Genomic DNA, 14,578 nt, shown 5'->3' with positions numbered 1-14,578 from the left:
CCGCTTCGGCTGTGGTCATGGCCCGGGACTGGGGAGGGTTTTACCCCGATATCGGCACATTTCCCTCCCCAGTCCACGCCAGCGAACCACGACACCTTGGCCGGTCCCGCCCAACCACGACACGCCGGCCCTCTACCCCGATGCCCGCCGAATCGAGCTAGCTGACGGTCAGGTCCCGGGCGGCGGTGGTGATGACGTCGTCGAGGACGGCGCGGGACGTGGCGAGGTCGGCGATCATGCGGTCGATGCGGTCGCGTTCGGCGGTCAGCGAGGTGACGAGCTCCGGCGTGGCGCGCTCGTTGGGGCCGCCGTCCGGGTCGCGCATGCACGGGAGCAGTTCGGCGATCTTCTTGCTGTGCAGGCCGGCGGCGAACAGCTCCTGGATCAGGATCACCCGGTCGACCGCCCGTTCGGCGTACTCGCGCTGCCCACCAGGAGTCCGCTCGGACACCAGGAGCCCGTGCTCCTCGTAGTACCGGAGCGATCGCTCGCTCACGCCCGTTCGCCGGGCCAGCTCCCCGATCCGCATCGCCGATCCTCCCGTGGGACTTGAACTTGACACTGATGTCAGATTTTACCCTCCCCGTATGACGCTCTTCGACTACAGCCCTATCACCGAACGCCCGCGGCTCACGTGGCCCGACGGCAAGCGAGTCGCCTTCTATGTCGGCCTCAACCTCGAGCACTTCGTCCCCGACCAGCCGTCGACGAGCATCTGGCCCCTCGACGTCAAGCCCGACCCCCTCAACCACGGCTGGCGTGACTACGGCGCCCGGGTCGGCATCTGGCGCACCATCGACATCCTCGACCGGCATGGCATCCGGGCCAGCGCGCTGGTCAACTCGATGGTTGCCGAGCACAACCCACAGATCATCAAGGCCGGCGTGGAACGCGACTGGGCGTGGCTCGCCCACGGCCAGACCAACTCGACCCTTCACACCGGCTATGAGCCGGACGAGGAACGCCGGATCCTCACCGACATCACCGACACCATCGAGACGGCCGCCGGTCAGCACCCCAAGGGCTGGATGGGTCCGGCCCTGACCGAGACCCACAACACGCCCCAATTGCTGTCCGAGCTCGGCTACAGCTACGTGCTCGACTGGACCAACGACGACCAGCCCTACCGGCTGAACGTCCCCGGCATGCTCAGCGTCCCGTACACGCTCGAGCTCAACGACCTCGGCCTGTTCCTGCGCGGCCTCACCGGTCCCGACTTCCTCCAGATGGTCAAGGACCAGTACGACGTACTCCGCGCGGAGTCCGAGCACAGCGGCCGGGTGATGGCGCTGGCCCTGCACCCGTTCGTGATCGGGCAGCCGTTCCGGGCGAAGTACCTGGACCTCGCGCTGGAGTACATCGCCGCGCAGCCCGACGTCTGGCTAACCACCAGCGATGACATCGCCAATCACTACCTGACCACCTAACGTCACCCGGAGTAGCCGGTCGCGGCGAGACTGGGGAGGCTTTTACCCCCATATCGGTACATTTCCCTCCCCAGTCCACCCGGGCCCGACGCCGATGGAGACCCCACGGGCCGGTGACCGGGTGGCTAGAGCTTCACTCCGAGGAGAGCGTCGACGGCCTGGGCGACCAGGCCGGGCGCCTCCGGGTCGTCGCCGTTGGCGGACGCCCAGGTGTCGACGGCTGACAGCGCGGCGACGGTGTCCAGGTCGTTGGTGAGCGCCGCGCGTACGGCGTCGACCGCGGCGGCACCGTCCGGACCCGAACCCCGGCCGATCGCACCACGCCAGACGTCCAGTCGCGCCTGCGCGTCGAGCAGATCGGACGGCATCCAGAACCAGTCCGTGCGGTAGTGGTGCGCGAGCAACGCCAGCCGGATGGCCATCGGGTCGGCACCGGCCAGGCGTTCCTTCGACACCAGCACGAGATTGCCCTTGGACTTGGACATCTTCTCGCCGTCCAGGCCGACCATCGCCTGGTGCACGTAGGCCCGCGCGAACGGGTACTTCCCGGTCGCCACCTGCGCGCCGCTCGCCGACATCTCGTGGTGCGGGAAGATCAGGTCCGACCCACCGCCCTGGACGTCGAACGTCATCCCGAGATGCTCGAGCGCGATCGCCGAGCACTCGACGTGCCAGCCCGGTCGGCCGCGGCCGACCGCCGAGTCCCAGGCCGGCTCGCCTGGGCGCTCGTGCCGCCACAGCAGGCTGTCCAGCGGGTCCCGTTTGCCTTCGCGATCGGGGTCGCCGCCGCGTTCGGCGAACAGCTCCCGCATCGTCTCGCGGTCGTACCCGGAGACGCTGCCGAACGCCGGGTCCGCCTTCACTGCGAAGTACAGGTCGCCGTCGACCGAGTAGACCGCGCCGGCCCGCTGCAGGTCCTCGACCGCGTTCGCCACCAGGTCGATCGACTCCACGACACCGACATAGTGCTGCGGCGGGATCACTCGCAACGCGGTCATGTCGTCGCGGAAGAGCTGGATCTCCAGATACGCCAGGTCGGTCCAGTCGACACCGGTCTCGGCCGCGCGCTCGAGCAGCGGGTCGTCGACGTCGGTGATGTTCTGCGTGTAGTGGACGTCGTACCCGGCGTCTCGCCAGAGCCGGTTGACCAGGTCGAACGTCAGGTACGTCGCCGCGTGGCCCATGTGGGTGGCGTCGTACGGTGTGATGCCGCACACGTACATCCGGGCCGTCGCGCTGTCGACCGGTGGCACCTCGACCAGCCCGCCAGAGGCGGTGTCGTAAAGGCGCAGCCGCCGGGCCGGGCCCGGCACGACCGGGATGTCTGGTTTCGTCCACGCCTGCATGCATCGGAGCTTATGCCAGTCCGGTTTTCAACGACGCGACACGTTCCATTCCCCGGTCGAATCCGGCTCAGAACGCGGGCCAGGGAATGGCAGGCCAATCGTCGCTGGGCAACGGATAGGCACCCGTCTTGAGCAGGGTCGCACAGCGCTCGCGGGTGGCGGTCAGCTCGACCGCGGTGATCAGCTCGCACAGCTGCTGACCGAGTCCACCGGCCAGCTGGTCGGCCAACCGGCGTACGTCGTCCAGCAGGTCGGCCGGGATCGGGTCGCCGGCCCAGCCCCACAGGACCGTCCGCAGCTTGTCGTCGGCGTTGAACGTGACGCCGTGGTCGACGCCGTACACCCGGCCGTCGCCCGGGTTCAGCACGTGGCCGCCCTTGCGGTCGGCATTGTTGACCACGGCATCGAATACCGCCATCCGCCGCAACGCCTCGTTGTCCGCGTGCACCAGCGTCACCGGGTTGTGCCGGCCGTCGAGCGCGTCGAGTACGCCGAGCCATCCGGCCGGCACCCGTCCTTGCGGAACGATGTCGACCAGCTCGGTCTCCCCCGGCCCGAGCTCGGCCTCGTCGATCCACAACTGCACCATGCCCTCGCCGAGCGGCCCGTCGCGCAACAGCGTCGGCGGCACGACCGACCACCCGAGCGCCTCGGAGACGACGTACGCCGCGAACTCGCGCTGAGCCAGCGTGCCGTCGGGGAAGTCCCACAACGGCCGCTCCCCCTGCACGGGCTTGTAGACCACGGTCGCGGTCTCGCCGTCGAGGCTCACCGATCCCTGGAAGGTGCCGTTCGACGCGGCCACGAGCCGGCCGTGCAGGGACAGCTCTCCCTGGGCGAGCAGGTCCGGATCGCTCATTCCGGCAGGTGCCTGCGGTAGCCGTTGGCACGTGGACAGATATGCCCCTCCGGGTCGATCGGCCGGCCGCAGAACGGGCAGCTCGGGCGGCCGGACGCGACCAGGGCGACCGCCCGCCGGGCGAACGCGCGGGCCTGCTCCTCGGTGATCCGGACGACGAACACCTCGGCGTCGTCGGACTCCATCGCGGCCGTGATCGGGTCGGTCTCCTCCTCCAGCTCGGCCTGCTCGCCGGTGACGACCGCGAACACCTCGATCACCACCCGCTCGGCGTCGGCCTCCCAGGCCAGCGTCATCGTGCCGGCCCGGAACTCCTCCTCGATCGGCTGCTCCAGCGGGTCCGTGTCGTCGACCGTGGTCAGCGTGGCCGGGTCCCGGTCGAACCGCCGGGCCACCTCGTCCAGCATCACGTCGAGCCGCTCCGCGAGCGCCATCACCTGTTCCTTCTCACAGGCCACCGAGGTCAGCCGGACGCCGGCCCGCGCCTGCAGGAAGAACGTCCTCGCACCGGGTTCCCCCACGGTGCCGGCGACGAACCGATCCGGGTCGTCGTAGGAATGCACAACTCGCGCCATGTCTAGACCCTATTACCGTCCACCGACCACTGCGTCGGAAGACTGCTTCTTGGTCCGTCCCTTGGCCGGGGGTTTGGGGATCAGGGACTTCAGTTCGCTGCCGGAGTCGTTCAGCCGGACCAGGAACGGGCGGGTCGGGGTGTAGGTGATGATCGTGGTCGACGCGGTGTCCACCACGATCCGCTGGAAGGTGTCCAGGTGCTGACCCAGCGCGTCCGCGACGATCGCCTTGATCACGTCGCCGTGCGACACCGCCACCCAGATCGCACCGTCGCCGTGGCTCTTCGCCAGCGCCGCGTCGTGCGCCCGTACGGCGTCGACGGCACGCTGCTGCATGGCCCGCATCGACTCCCCGTTCGGGAACGTCACCGCGGACGGGTGCTGCTGGACGACCGCCCACAACGGATCCTTCGCCAGGGTGGCGATCTTCTGCCCGGTCCAGTCGCCGTACCCACACTCGGTCAGCCGCCGATCCGTTGCCGGACGCAACCCTTCGTGGAGTTTCGCGATCGCCGCCGCCGTCTGCTTGCAGCGCTCCAACGGTGAGGTGACGAGCGCTGCCAGCGGCAGCTCGGCCAGCCGCTGCGCGACCGCCTCCGCCTGCTTGACGCCGGTCTCGTCCAGCTTCACACCCGGCGTGCGGCCGGCCAGTGTGCCGGATGTGTTCGCGGCACTGCGGCCGTGCCGGACCAGAATCACCGTGGGCATGACCTGCACGCTATCCGGTCCGGTCAAGCGACGGTGCCATGATGGTGGCGTGATCGTGGACTGCGGCGTGTACGCCGAGGGCGAACGGCAGGACCTGCCCAGGGATCCCGAGACCGTTGCCCAGGCCATCGACGACAACGGCGAGTGCTTCGGCTGGGTCGGCCTGCACGATCCGTCGGACGCCGAGATGCGCCGTGTCCAGGGCCTGTTCGACCTGCACGAGCTCGCGGTCGAGGACTCGCTGAAGGCCCACCAGCGGCCGAAGATCGAGCGGTTCGGCGAGGCGATCGTCGTCGTCCTGCGTACCCTCTGGTACGTCGACGAGGGCGATGCCGTGGAGACCGGCCAGCTCAGCGTCTTCATCGGTCCGCGGTACGTCGTGACCGTCCGGCACGGTGAGGGCGGTGAGCTGGCCACGGCCCGGCACCAGCTGGAGGAGCGTGCCTCCCTGCTCGGCCACGGTCCGGCCGCCGTCCTGTGGGCGATCTGCGACTCGGTCGTGGACGACTACGAGACTGTTGCGGAGTCGGTCGAGCTCGACGTCGACGAGATCGAGAGCTCGGTGTTCTCGCCCGAGCGCACCAGCGACGCCGAGCGGATCTACAAGCTCAAGCGCGAGGTGCTCGAGATGCGCCGCGCGATCCAGCCGCTGCGCGATCCGATGGAACAGTTCGCCCACGGCATGCCCGGCATCAACCCGAAGGCCGCGCCGTACTTCCGCGACGTCGTCGACCACCTCAACCGCGTCTCCGACCAGACCGAGTCCATCGACACGCTGCTCAGTTCGGCCCTGCACGCCCACCTGGCCAGGGTTTCGGTACAGCAGAACGACGACATGCGCCGGATCTCGGCCTGGGTCGCCATCGCCGCGGTGCCGACCATGGTGGCCGGCATCTACGGGATGAACTTCGACAACATGCCCGAGCTGCGCTGGCACTTCGGGTACTACGCCATCCTCCTGCTGATGGCCGTCACCTGCACCACCATGTACCGCTTCTTCCGCAAGGTGGGCTGGCTTTAAGTAGCGGTGATCGTGCTAGTGGCCAGCAGGATGACGAGCACGATGCCGAGCAGGAGGCGGTAGAAGGCGAACACCTCGATCGTGTGGTTGACGAGGAACCGCAGCAGCCAAGCGATCGACACATAGGCGACGATGAAGCTGACGACGGTCCCGACCAGCAGCGGGACGGCGCCGACGTCGCCGTTCAGGGCGTCCTTCAGCTCGTACGCACCGGCCCCGACCAGGGCCGGAATGCCGAGCAGGAAGGAGACCCTGGCCGCGGCCACCCGTTCCAGGCCGCGGAACAGTCCGGCCGAGATCGTCGCGCCCGACCGCGAGATGCCCGGGATCAGCGCCAGGCACTGGACCAGGCCCATCACGAGCGCGTCGACGAAGGTGAGCTTCTCCAGCGGTCGGCTCTTGGTGCCAAGGCGCTCGGCGGCAACCATCACGAACGACCAGCCGATCAGAGCCGCGGCCACCCACCACAGGCTGCGCAGCGGACCGGAGATGATGTCTCGCGCGAGGAACCCGACGATGACGATCGGCACCGAGCCGACGATCACGTACCAGCCCATCCGGTGGTCGAACTCGCCGCGGTGCTCGGGTTTGACCAGGCCGCGCACCCAGGCGACGGCGATCCGCCGGATGTCCTTCCAGAAGAACAGGACGACCGCCGCGATCGCGCCGACCTGGATCACCGCGGTGAAGCCGGTGATCGCCGGGTCGTCGATCTGCAGGCCGAGCATCTTCGACACGATGGTCAGGTGGCCGGTGCTGGACACCGGCAGGAATTCGGTCAGGCCCTCGACGATGCCGAGGATGATGGCGTCCCAGATCGTCATCAGTGACCGACTCCGGCGAGGTCGAGGGCCTCGGCGACCGTGCGCAGGTCGGCGATCCGCTGGTCGACGGTGGAGGCGAACGGCGTGATCGCGACGGTCGTCGCCCCGGCCTCGGCGTACGCGGTGAGCTTCTCGGCCATCCGCTCCTTGCTACCGAGCAGCGAGATCGAGTCGATGAATCCTTGCGGTACGGCGGCCATCGCCTCGCGGTGCTTCTTGTCCAGGTAGAGGTCCTGGATCTCCTTGGCCTCGTCGGCGTAGCCCATCCGGACCGCGAGCGCGTTGTAGAAGTTCTTCTCCCGGCTGCCCATGCCGCCGATGTACAGCGCGGCGTACCCACGGATCGGGTCGGCCGCCGCTTGCAGATCGTCTCCGGTCATCACCGGTACGGACGCGACGACATCGAAACCGTCGAGTCCGAGTTGGCGGGTCTCGCGGCCCGTCCTGGAGTGGTTCAACTGCTCTCCCAGATAGGCGGGGTCGTTGAGGATGCCGAGCCAGCCGTCGGCGATCTCGCCGGCCAGCTCGAGGTTCTTCGGGCCGACCGCGGCCAGGTAGATCGGCACGTGGTCGCGGATCGGCCGGACGGTCAGCTTCAGTGCCTTGCCGGGTCCGTCGGGCAGCGGCAGCGTGAAGTACTTGCCCTCGTACGCGACGGTCTCGCGGCGGAGAGCGGAGTTCACGATGGCAACGTACTCACGCGTCCTGAGCAACGGCTGAGAGAACCGGACGCCGTGCCAGCCCTCCGACACCTGCGGTCCGGACACGCCGAGGCCGAGCCGGAACCGGCCGTTCGACAGCCGGTCCAGGGTGGCCGCGGTCATCGCGGTCATCGCCGGGGTCCGGGCCGGGATCTGGAAGACCGCCGCGCCGACGTCGATCGTGGTGGTCTGGGCGGCGATCCAGCTGAGCAGCGTGGCCGCGTCGGAGCCGTACGCCTCCGCCGCCCAGGTGACCGAGAATCCGAGCCGCTCGGCCTCCCTCACCAGCCTGAGATGATCCAGATGGTCGTCGCCGCCGAAGACGAAGCCGATGTTGAGTCCGAGTCGCATGACTGGCGAGCCTAGCGAGCCGTTGTCGGTGGCCCGCAATAGGCTCGGGTCATGCAGCAGCGCTATCTCGGTCACAGTGGACTGGCGGTGAGCAGGCTCGGCCTGGGCACCATGTCCTGGGGCCGCGACACCGACGAGCACGAGGCGCGCGAGCAGCTCGCCGCGTTCGTCGCCGCCGGCGGCACGCTGATCGACACCGCGGCGGCGTACGGCGACGGCGACAGCGAGCGCCTGATCGGGTCGCTGCTCGGCGACGTGGTGGACCGCGACGATCTGGTGATCGCGACGAAGGCCGGGTTCAGCGTCCGCCGCGGCGAGCGGATCACCGACACCTCGCGGGGTGCCCTGCTGCGTGACCTCGAGGCGTCGCTGCGACGGCTGAACGTCGACCACATCGACCTGTGGCAGCTGCACACCTGGTCGGACGACGTACCGCTGGAGGAGACGCTGTCCGCGCTCGACCACGCGGTGAACTCGGGCAAGGTCCGGTATGTCGGCGTGTCGAACTACGCCGGCTGGAAGTCGGCCCGGGCCGTCACCTGGCAGCAGGCCTGGCCCGGCCGCGCGGTGCCGGTGTCCAACCAGGTCGAGTACTCGCTGCTGGCCCGCGACGCCGAGGCGGACGCGATCCGCGCGGCCGGCGGGCTCGGGATCGGGGTGCTGGCCTGGTCGCCGCTTGGCCGCGGTGTGTTGACTGGAAAGTACCGAACGGGCATCCCGGCGGACTCCCGGGCGGCGTCTCAGCATCTGTCCAGATTCGTCGACCCCTATCTCGACGGCCGCGGTTCGGGCATCGTGGAAGCGGTCGCACGAGCCGCCGACGGGCTCGGCTGGACCCCGCTCGAGGTGGCGCTCACCTGGGTGCGGGACCGGCCGGGAGTGTCGGCGGCGATCGTCGGGGCCCGGACGGCGATGCAGCTCAAGTCGGTTCTGGGTGTGGAGGAGCTGACCCTCCCGCCCGCGATCGTCGCTGCGCTGGAGGATGTGTCGTAAGTCGTTGGAGGTGCGGATGGCCGAATATGAGCTACAGCAGTTCGAGGTGTCCAGGACGGAATCGCGTGGCGCGGTCCGTCGCTTGCTGACTGAGCACGCCGAGTACGGCGGCTGGGAGCTGGCCCGGCTGAGACGCTACCCCGACGGCACCCGGCGGGTCTGGCTCCGCCGCCGCATCATCCGGGTGATGCGGACCCTCTGAGCAACGCGGTCACGAGCTCCCGGCGACTGCCGACGCCGACCTTGTCGTACGCCGCTCGCACATGTTCCTGCACGGTGTGCGGCGACAAGCACAATCGCTCGACGATCTGCCGTGTGGAGAACCCCTGCAACAGCAACTCCGTCACGCGCTGCTGAGCCGGCGTCAACCCATGCACATCCAGCAGGAACGACCCCAGCTGCGCCGGAGTGACCGGCTCGATCACCACCGCGGTCCGCTCGCCACCGCCTCGAAGTGTCGAGGCGTGCAGGGCTAGCCAGCGGCCCGCCTTCGTCCGCACCTTGACCGCCGGCGCTGCGGGCAGTTCCTGCACCCGCATCAGCTGAGCGGCCACCGCTCGCACCGCGACGGGGAGCTCGCTGCGACGATCCGGATCCAGCTCGGCCAGCCAGTGCTCGGCCTCCGCACTGATCGACTCCACCCGCAGATCCGCATCGAGCACGACCACCCCCGGCCCGACGTCGGCGGTCTCCATCGACCCCGTGCGGAGGCCTCGTCGCAGTCCCTCGGCCAGATGTGGTGTCAGGCGCCGTACCAGCTGCAACTCCTGCTCCGAGAACCCGGCGTCCGCGTCCTCGCGGTGCAGGCAGATGACGCCCCAGCAGCGGCCGTTCGACACCAGCGCGGCCCGGAGTTCGTCACCGAGACCGAGTGGCCGCATCACCTCGGCGTACCGAGCGCTGCTGGCCCAGTCACCCTTCGTCGCGTGTCCGAGTGAGCTGACCGGATCGCGGGCCGCGGCGAGTGTGGCGAACTTGTTCACATCCGTCTGGCCGAACTCGTTCGCGAGGAACTGCTCGGTCACCGCACCGAGCGGTTCGTCCACACTCACCGCCGTGAACAGCACCGTGGCCGGATCGACCGTCGCGAAGAACGCCGCGTCGATCGTCATCAGGCCCTTCAGCCGGCGCAGCGTCTCGGACCGCAGCTCATCGGCGTCCAGCCCCGCGTAACAGCGCTGAATCAGCACGTCCAGGCGATCCGCCGCCCCCATGATCGTGATGCTACGCCGGTACGACGCCGAGCTGTCTGAGGAAACCGAGGTCGTCCAGGCGGCCCCAGCGTTCGACGATCCGGCCGTCGCGCAGCCGGAAGATGTTGATCCCGGGCAGGCTGACGGTCTTTCCGGTCGGCGCGATGCCCATCACCTCGCCTTCGTGGGTCCCGCCGGCGGTGAACCGCTCGACCACGATGTCGCCCTCGGCAACGAGTGCGTGCAGCTCGCTGTGCCAGTCGGGGAACGCCGCCCGCATCATTGCGCCGGCCGCCCGCATCCCGTCACCGTCCGGCGTGACTCCGAACGGCGGATCGTGGTTGATGAAGTCCTCGGCGAGGTACGTGTCGACCGCGCTCGGGTCCCCCTTGGTGAACAGTCCGTCGATGAAGTCCCTGACGACGGCTTTGTTGCTGTCTGTCGTGTTCATGGCATCGATGCTCCGACGGCCCGGCTCCCCGGCGTACCCCTACTAGTTGGGGTTTCGTGTCGCTGAAATATCTCTGCAACAGAGGTATTCTGGGCAGCATGAGCAACGACGCCCTTGCCGAGGAGTTGCTGGCCGCGCTCGGGCTGGTGCGTCGGCACCTCCGTCGATCCGCGGGTCGGCCCGGGTCGCTGTCGACACTGACCGGCTCACAGACCGAGCTGGTCCGGACAGTCCGCCGCAATCCCGGCATCTCGGTGACCGAGGCCGCCGCCGAGCTCGGCTTGGTCGCGAACACGGTGTCGACACTGGTCGGTCAGCTCATCGAGCGCGGGCTGCTCGTGCGCGCCCCGGACGAGGCCGATCGCCGCGTCGCGCGGCTGACCTTGACCGAGCCGGCCCGTGAGCAGGTCGAGGCCTGGCGCGACCGCCGTACCGCGCTCGTCACCCAGGCGCTCGACAGCCTCGACACCGACGACCGGGACGCGTTGCGGGCCGCGTTGCCGGTGCTCGGCGTACTCGCGGAGCGGTTGCACCCCCAGCAAGACGAACGTGCCCTGGTCCAGCAGGGGAAGGAGCGAGGATGAGTGCGGATTCAGTGCCTGACCCGGTTCCGGCCGTCCGGATCGACGGCTTGAGCCATCGGTTCGGCGATCATCTCGCCGTCGACAACCTCGATCTGGAGGTCTCACCCGGCGAGTGTTTCGGCCTGCTCGGTCCGAACGGCGCCGGCAAGACCACCACGCTGCGCGTCCTCAACACCCTGTACCCACCACAGTCCGGCACGGTCCGGGTCTTCGGGCTCGACGTCCGCACCGAAGCGATGTCGGTACGGCGGATGCTCGGCTACGTCCCGCAGCAGCTGTCGATCGAAGGGGCGCTGACCGCCCGGGAGAACGTGTCGTGGTTCGCGCGGCTGTTCGACGTACCGCGCCGGGAGCGGGCCGCCCGGGTCGCCGAGGTGCTCGAGATCGTCGACCTGACCGATGCCGCGGACCGGCTCGCCTCGACGTACTCCGGTGGCATGGTGCGCCGCCTGGAGCTGGCGCAGGCGCTGGTCAACCGGCCGGCTCTGCTCGTACTGGACGAGCCGACGGTCGGCCTCGACCCGGTCGCCCGGGATTCGGTCTGGGCCCGGGTTCAGCAGATGCAGGAGCGGTACGGGATGACCGTGCTGCTGACCACGCACTAAATGGAGGAGGCCGACCTGCTCTGCGACCGGGTCGCCCTGATGCACGAGGGCCGGCTGCGCACGATCGGGAGCCCGGACGAGCTCAAGGCCGAGCTCGGACCCGATGCCAGCCTCGAGGACGTTTTCCGCCACCACACCGGCGAGAGTCTCGCCGCTGCCGAGAAGGGAGGCCTGCGCGATGTCCGTGGCACCCGTCGCACCGCCCAACGCATGGGCTGAGTCCAGGCCCCGGGCCGCCGTCCGGCTGCTGTCGCGGATCGCCACGTTCTGCCTGGTCGAGTTGCAGAAACTGCGGCACGACCGGACCGAGCTCGTCACCCGCGCGATCCAGCCGATCCTGTGGCTGGTCATCTTCGGCCAGACGTTCAGCCGGATCCGGGCGATCCCGACCGGCGACGTTCCGTACCTGGACTATCTCGCGCCCGGCATCATCGCGCAGTCCGCCTTGTTCGTGGCCATCTTCTACGGCATCCAGATCATCTGGGAGCGCGACGCCGGCATCCTCACCAAGCTCCTCGTCACGCCCAGCCCGCGCTCCGCCCTGGTGACCGGCAAGGCGTTCGCGGCCGGCGTACGGACGATCTCGCAGGCGATCGTCGTCATCATCGTCGCCGCGCTGCTCGGCGTCAGCATGACGTGGAATCCGCTGAAGTTGCTGGCCGTGTTCGTGGTCGTCGTCCTCGGCGCGGCCTTCTTCTCCTGCTGTCGATGACGATCGCCGGCCTGGTCCTGCGGCGCGACCGCCTGATGGGCATCGGCCAGGCGATCACGATGCCGCTGTTCTTCGCGTCCAACGCCCTGTACCCCGTGAGCTTGATGCCCGGTTGGCTGCAGGTCATCAGCCACGTGAACCCACTCACGTACGAGGTCAGCGCCCTGCGCGGCCTGCTCATCGGGCTACCCACCAACTACTGGCTGGACTTCGGAGTCCTCATCGTCGCCGCCACCGCCGGCATCTGCGCAGCCGCCTCCCTCCTCGGCCGACTCGCCCGCTAAAGGTCGTGCCGCATCCAGACGTTCGGCTCGACGTACACCGCGTGGTCATGCCGTACGTCGCAATGCACCGGGACGAGCGCCTTCGGGACGATCACGTCACCCGTCGTGTCGAACGGCAGGCCGGTCCACTCGCGCCACTCCGCCAGTGACCCCGCGATCACCATCGACCGGGGCGCCACCTTGACGATGAATGCGCCCGCCTTGACGTGCACCCGCAGCCACGGATCTTGTGGCAGACCGTCTGGGCGCAGTTCCTCGATGTACTCCGTCATCGGCTGATCCGCGTCCGTCTTGCCGTTCGGCCGGACCGGCGCAAACAGGGCGCTGTGTCCCTTGGCCTTCACCGCCGCGCGCATCGCCCTGAGCATCTCGTGGGACAGGCCGCGGCCGAGGTGGGAGGGCCGGATCAGGATCTCCAGTGCACTCGACACGTTCGGCTCTCGGCCGTTGCGCAGGTCGGCGAAACCCCAGTGCAGCACCCGGTCCCAGCCGCCCGACGGGAGCTCCGTGCGATTCTCGTCCGGGAAGACGAACGGGATGCTCCGGCCGTGCGCCACCAGCTCACCGTCCTCGGTCGCCACCACGCACTGGTCGGGGAACCGCACCGGCACCTGACCCATGAACGCGTTACCGATCGGGTCGTTGTGCATGAACTCGGGCCACGCGTCGGCGAACTCGTACATCCGCTCCAGGTACTCAGGCCGCTCGGCCAACGTGGTGATCAGGATCTCGGACATACCCCGCAGTCTCGCACCGCACCAGCACGAGTACGGCGATCAGCGCCGTCAGCAGCCCGGCTCCGACCAGAGTGTGCTCAGCCCCCAAGGCAGCGATGATCGGCCCGCCGGCCAGCATCCCGGCCGAACTGCTCGCACTCACCACCACACTCTGTCCCGACAACAACGTCCGCCGCTCGGCACCGGCCGACGATCGCGTGATGATGACGGAGATCGCCGCGATCCCCAGTACGACGGTCAGCCCGGAAAGCGCACCCATCACGGCCACGACCGCCGGAGTGGTCCACAGACCCATGCCGATCCAGCACAGCCCCATGACGGTCCAGGCGATCGATGCCAACGGCACCGGCCGGATCCGCCGGACGATCGCCAGCGAGATCGCGGTCCCGATCACCGACCCCACGCCGTACCCGGTCATGCCGGCGGCGAGGTAGATGCCAGGCCGCCCGCGCTCCTCGCCGATTACCGACAAGCCGAGAGTGAACGCGAACCACGTCACACATCCCGTACCCCGGACGATCCACCCGTAGAGCACCTCACGACGCCCTTCGAGGCTCGCCCGGATCGAGGGTGTCGCTATACCTCCAGGTGCTCGCTCGCCGCGCACAGTGCAGGCCAGCAAACCGGCAGCGAGCACGGTGGCGGCTTCGACCCAGAGCAGTCCGTTCGTCAGGTCCGCCGCCACCGCCAGGGCGCCGACGACCGGGCCGACCATCATGCCGATCCGGCGGAGTCCGTCCTGCCAGGTCAGCAGTACGACGGCCCTGCCCTCACCCCACCGGTCTCCGGTGTCGGCGAGCAGAGCCGAGCGGCCCGGGGTGGACAGCGCGTCGCCGCAGCCGAGCAGGAGTCCGCTGATCACCAGCAGCGCAGGAGTGAGGAGTCCGAGCATCGCCGCAGCCGGCACGAGGGCCAGCGCTGCCGCCGAGACAGCCGCAACCATTGCGAGCCGCGGGCCCGAGTCCACCCATTGCCGGGCCTTCCGGGCCCACCACGGTGACAACAGCACCGGTATGCCGGCCGCACCACCGACCAGGCCGGTCGCGGCGACCGAGCCCGTGTCGCGCAGGATCACCAACGGCAGCGCGACCTGCGCGATCCGGAAGGCGAAGTCCGCCGCTCCCCCACCGGCGAGCAACGCCAGCGCTTCGGACCGGGCTCTCATACCCTTGATTCTTCAAGGTTTCCGGACTCTCAGGTAGTGAGC

Annotated in this window: 18 protein-coding genes and 1 pseudogene; 8 read left to right on the top strand and 11 right to left on the bottom strand. The window is 69.0% G+C overall.

Annotated elements, in window-relative coordinates; genetic code table 11:
• Positions 1–157: 157 nt before the first annotated feature.
• Complete coding sequence (locus ACXC9Q_RS03055; protein WP_457054928.1) at positions 158–529, bottom strand: MerR family transcriptional regulator; 372 nt, start codon at positions 527–529, stop codon at positions 158–160.
• A gap of 58 nt (positions 530–587) precedes the next feature.
• On the opposite strand from ACXC9Q_RS03055, the gene ACXC9Q_RS03050 reads away from it, so the two are divergent.
• A complete protein-coding gene (locus ACXC9Q_RS03050; protein WP_457054927.1) occupies positions 588–1,427 on the top strand; it encodes a polysaccharide deacetylase family protein in 840 nt (279 codons plus the stop codon).
• A 125-nt stretch (positions 1,428–1,552) separates the two neighbouring features.
• Here the strand turns inward: ACXC9Q_RS03050 and mshC are convergent, their stop codons facing one another.
• From mshC to ACXC9Q_RS03030, 4 genes are all read right to left on the bottom strand, one after another.
• Positions 1,553–2,773 (bottom strand): cysteine--1-D-myo-inosityl 2-amino-2-deoxy-alpha-D-glucopyranoside ligase, encoded by a 1,221-nt coding sequence (gene mshC / locus ACXC9Q_RS03045; RefSeq protein ID WP_457054926.1) that lies wholly within the window; start codon positions 2,771–2,773, stop codon positions 1,553–1,555.
• A 67-nt stretch (positions 2,774–2,840) separates the two neighbouring features.
• On the bottom strand, positions 2,841–3,632 hold the full coding sequence (locus ACXC9Q_RS03040) for an SCO1664 family protein (protein WP_457054925.1): 792 nt from the start codon (positions 3,630–3,632) through the stop codon (positions 2,841–2,843).
• A complete protein-coding gene (locus ACXC9Q_RS03035; RefSeq protein ID WP_457054924.1) occupies positions 3,629–4,207 on the bottom strand; it encodes a DUF3090 domain-containing protein in 579 nt (192 codons plus the stop codon). Before ACXC9Q_RS03035 ends, ACXC9Q_RS03040 begins: the two co-directional genes overlap by 4 nt.
• Before the next feature lie 12 nt (positions 4,208–4,219).
• A complete protein-coding gene (locus ACXC9Q_RS03030; protein ID WP_457054923.1) occupies positions 4,220–4,915 on the bottom strand; it encodes a histidine phosphatase family protein in 696 nt (231 codons plus the stop codon).
• A gap of 49 nt (positions 4,916–4,964) precedes the next feature.
• On the opposite strand from ACXC9Q_RS03030, the gene ACXC9Q_RS03025 reads away from it, so the two are divergent.
• Positions 4,965–5,936, top strand: coding sequence for a magnesium and cobalt transport protein CorA (locus ACXC9Q_RS03025; protein ID WP_457054922.1), 972 nt, complete (start codon positions 4,965–4,967; stop codon positions 5,934–5,936).
• Here ACXC9Q_RS03025 and ACXC9Q_RS03020 read toward each other — a convergent pair.
• Together ACXC9Q_RS03020 and ACXC9Q_RS03015 are read right to left on the bottom strand one after the other, a co-directional pair.
• Positions 5,933–6,760 carry an undecaprenyl-diphosphate phosphatase gene (locus ACXC9Q_RS03020; protein WP_457054921.1) on the bottom strand — a complete coding sequence of 276 codons (828 nt, stop codon included), beginning with the start codon at positions 6,758–6,760 and terminating at the stop codon, positions 5,933–5,935. The genes ACXC9Q_RS03025 and ACXC9Q_RS03020 overlap by 4 nt on opposite strands.
• Positions 6,760–7,812 carry an LLM class F420-dependent oxidoreductase gene (locus tag ACXC9Q_RS03015; protein ID WP_457054920.1) on the bottom strand — a complete coding sequence of 351 codons (1,053 nt, stop codon included), beginning with the start codon at positions 7,810–7,812 and terminating at the stop codon, positions 6,760–6,762. Before ACXC9Q_RS03015 ends, ACXC9Q_RS03020 begins: the two co-directional genes overlap by 1 nt.
• Positions 7,813–7,863: 51 nt before the next feature.
• Between ACXC9Q_RS03015 and ACXC9Q_RS03010 the strand changes: the two genes are divergently transcribed.
• Positions 7,864–8,805 carry an aldo/keto reductase gene (locus ACXC9Q_RS03010; protein WP_328520594.1) on the top strand — a complete coding sequence of 314 codons (942 nt, stop codon included), beginning with the start codon at positions 7,864–7,866 and terminating at the stop codon, positions 8,803–8,805.
• A 16-nt stretch (positions 8,806–8,821) separates the two neighbouring features.
• On the top strand, positions 8,822–9,007 hold the full coding sequence (locus ACXC9Q_RS03005) for a DUF5703 family protein (RefSeq protein ID WP_130448421.1): 186 nt from the start codon (positions 8,822–8,824) through the stop codon (positions 9,005–9,007).
• On the opposite strand, the gene ACXC9Q_RS03000 is transcribed toward ACXC9Q_RS03005, so the two are convergent.
• The gene (locus ACXC9Q_RS03000; protein ID WP_457054919.1) at positions 8,982–10,019 is read right to left on the bottom strand and encodes a LuxR C-terminal-related transcriptional regulator; all 1,038 of its coding nucleotides are present in this window, start codon (positions 10,017–10,019) and stop codon (positions 8,982–8,984) included. The genes ACXC9Q_RS03005 and ACXC9Q_RS03000 overlap by 26 nt on opposite strands.
• Positions 10,020–10,029: 10 nt before the next feature.
• Positions 10,030–10,449, bottom strand: a complete 420-nt coding sequence (locus ACXC9Q_RS02995) for an ester cyclase (protein WP_457054918.1) — start codon at positions 10,447–10,449, stop codon at positions 10,030–10,032.
• 98 nt (positions 10,450–10,547) lie between these two features.
• Here ACXC9Q_RS02995 and ACXC9Q_RS02990 point away from each other — a divergent pair, with 98 nt between their 5' ends.
• The 4 genes and pseudogenes from ACXC9Q_RS02990 to ACXC9Q_RS02975 all read left to right on the top strand — a co-directional run bounded on the left by ACXC9Q_RS02990 (position 10,548) and on the right by ACXC9Q_RS02975 (position 12,634).
• The gene (locus ACXC9Q_RS02990; protein ID WP_457054917.1) at positions 10,548–11,033 is read left to right on the top strand and encodes a MarR family winged helix-turn-helix transcriptional regulator; all 486 of its coding nucleotides are present in this window, start codon (positions 10,548–10,550) and stop codon (positions 11,031–11,033) included.
• Positions 11,030–11,638 carry an ABC transporter ATP-binding protein gene (locus ACXC9Q_RS02985; RefSeq protein ID WP_457054916.1) on the top strand — a complete coding sequence of 203 codons (609 nt, stop codon included), beginning with the start codon at positions 11,030–11,032 and terminating at the stop codon, positions 11,636–11,638. Before ACXC9Q_RS02990 ends, ACXC9Q_RS02985 begins: the two co-directional genes overlap by 4 nt.
• On the top strand, positions 11,639–11,857 hold the full coding sequence (locus ACXC9Q_RS02980; protein ID WP_457054915.1) for a hypothetical protein: 219 nt from the start codon (positions 11,639–11,641) through the stop codon (positions 11,855–11,857). It begins immediately after the preceding gene.
• Positions 11,817–12,634: pseudogene (locus tag ACXC9Q_RS02975) on the top strand (ABC transporter permease). The gene ACXC9Q_RS02980 and the pseudogene ACXC9Q_RS02975 overlap by 41 nt, the downstream one beginning before the upstream one ends.
• On the opposite strand, the gene ACXC9Q_RS02970 reads toward ACXC9Q_RS02975, so the two are convergent.
• Positions 12,631–13,371, bottom strand: coding sequence for an N-acetyltransferase (locus ACXC9Q_RS02970; protein WP_457054914.1), 741 nt, complete (start codon positions 13,369–13,371; stop codon positions 12,631–12,633). The pseudogene ACXC9Q_RS02975 and the gene ACXC9Q_RS02970 sit on opposite strands and share 4 nt — an antisense overlap.
• A complete protein-coding gene (locus ACXC9Q_RS02965) occupies positions 13,331–14,536 on the bottom strand; it encodes an MFS transporter (RefSeq protein ID WP_457054913.1) in 1,206 nt (401 codons plus the stop codon). The genes ACXC9Q_RS02970 and ACXC9Q_RS02965 overlap by 41 nt, the downstream gene beginning before the upstream one ends.
• Between the last annotated feature and the right edge of the window lie 42 nt (positions 14,537–14,578).

Source organism: Kribbella sp. CWNU-51, assembly GCF_054073265.1.
The sequence above is the reverse complement of the archived record's forward strand: the minus strand, read 5'-3'. Positions and strand labels throughout refer to the sequence as shown.

Excerpts from the sequence above, each read along its gene's own strand:
- ACXC9Q_RS02970 (WP_457054914.1), bottom strand. The coding sequence starts at position 13,371 with ATGTCCGAGATCCTGATCACCACGTTGGCCGAGCGGCCTGAGTACCTG.
- ACXC9Q_RS03030 (WP_457054923.1), bottom strand. The coding sequence starts at position 4,915 with ATGCCCACGGTGATTCTGGTCCGGCACGGCCGCAGTGCCGCGAACACA.
- ACXC9Q_RS02965 (WP_457054913.1), bottom strand. The coding sequence starts at position 14,536 with ATGAGAGCCCGGTCCGAAGCGCTGGCGTTGCTCGCCGGTGGGGGAGCG.
- ACXC9Q_RS03040 (WP_457054925.1), bottom strand. The coding sequence starts at position 3,632 with ATGAGCGATCCGGACCTGCTCGCCCAGGGAGAGCTGTCCCTGCACGGC.
- mshC (WP_457054926.1), bottom strand. The coding sequence starts at position 2,773 with ATGCAGGCGTGGACGAAACCAGACATCCCGGTCGTGCCGGGCCCGGCC.
- ACXC9Q_RS02995 (WP_457054918.1), bottom strand. The coding sequence starts at position 10,449 with ATGAACACGACAGACAGCAACAAAGCCGTCGTCAGGGACTTCATCGAC.
- ACXC9Q_RS03005 (WP_130448421.1), top strand. The coding sequence starts at position 8,822 with ATGGCCGAATATGAGCTACAGCAGTTCGAGGTGTCCAGGACGGAATCG.
- ACXC9Q_RS03000 (WP_457054919.1), bottom strand. The coding sequence starts at position 10,019 with ATGGGGGCGGCGGATCGCCTGGACGTGCTGATTCAGCGCTGTTACGCG.
- ACXC9Q_RS02985 (WP_457054916.1), top strand. The coding sequence starts at position 11,030 with ATGAGTGCGGATTCAGTGCCTGACCCGGTTCCGGCCGTCCGGATCGAC.
- ACXC9Q_RS03010 (WP_328520594.1), top strand. The coding sequence starts at position 7,864 with ATGCAGCAGCGCTATCTCGGTCACAGTGGACTGGCGGTGAGCAGGCTC.
- ACXC9Q_RS02990 (WP_457054917.1), top strand. The coding sequence starts at position 10,548 with ATGAGCAACGACGCCCTTGCCGAGGAGTTGCTGGCCGCGCTCGGGCTG.
- ACXC9Q_RS03015 (WP_457054920.1), bottom strand. The coding sequence starts at position 7,812 with ATGCGACTCGGACTCAACATCGGCTTCGTCTTCGGCGGCGACGACCAT.
- ACXC9Q_RS03020 (WP_457054921.1), bottom strand. The coding sequence starts at position 6,760 with ATGACGATCTGGGACGCCATCATCCTCGGCATCGTCGAGGGCCTGACC.
- ACXC9Q_RS03035 (WP_457054924.1), bottom strand. The coding sequence starts at position 4,207 with ATGGCGCGAGTTGTGCATTCCTACGACGACCCGGATCGGTTCGTCGCC.
- ACXC9Q_RS02980 (WP_457054915.1), top strand. The coding sequence starts at position 11,639 with ATGGAGGAGGCCGACCTGCTCTGCGACCGGGTCGCCCTGATGCACGAG.
- ACXC9Q_RS03055 (WP_457054928.1), bottom strand. The coding sequence starts at position 529 with ATGCGGATCGGGGAGCTGGCCCGGCGAACGGGCGTGAGCGAGCGATCG.
- ACXC9Q_RS03050 (WP_457054927.1), top strand. The coding sequence starts at position 588 with ATGACGCTCTTCGACTACAGCCCTATCACCGAACGCCCGCGGCTCACG.